The 496-nt window shown below is 72.6% G+C and carries 1 pseudogene; it reads right to left on the bottom strand.

Annotated elements, in window-relative coordinates:
• Positions 1–45: 45 nt before the first annotated feature.
• Positions 46–496, bottom strand: a pseudogene (locus tag G3I60_RS43925) (hypothetical protein); the annotation flags it as partial.

Raw genomic sequence — 496 nt, 5'->3', positions numbered from 1 at the left:
GCCCCCATTGGCCCGCAGGTTCAGTACCGCACGTCCCGCAGAGCGCTAGACCTTCGGCTGTGCCCCCGCCGCCAGCGACCCGCACAACGCCGTGGCACTGCCCGTGGCAAAGGGATCCGTCCCGGCGGGGCCACCCGCCGCCGCGGTCTGACCGGCCAGCAGCGGCCTCAGGTAACCGACGGAGTCCTCCGCGCAGGACAGCGGTCCGGCCTGGACGTAGGAGACGACCAGCCGGACCTGGTGCGCCCGCAGGTCGTCGCGGTCGAAGCTGAAGTGCAGTTCGCGCCGGACGGTGAACAGGGACGCCTTCGCCTGCTCACCGGCGCCGGTCGGCCGCAGCGCGTACACGAAGGTGTGGTCCGCGACGACCTCCAGGGTCGCCGAGTCGGTCTCGGTGGCCCGTAGCGTGCCCTGTACCCGGATCCTGTCGTCGGCCAGCTGGACGCGGACCGGGTCGAAGCGCACCAGCCATCCGGTGGGCGCGTGTCTGCCGTCG

The sequence above is a fragment of the Streptomyces sp. SID13666 genome (assembly GCF_010548325.1).
Lineage (GTDB): Bacteria > Actinomycetota > Actinomycetes > Streptomycetales > Streptomycetaceae > Actinacidiphila > Actinacidiphila fildesensis.
The sequence above is the reverse complement of the archived record's forward strand: the minus strand, read 5'-3'. Positions and strand labels throughout refer to the sequence as shown.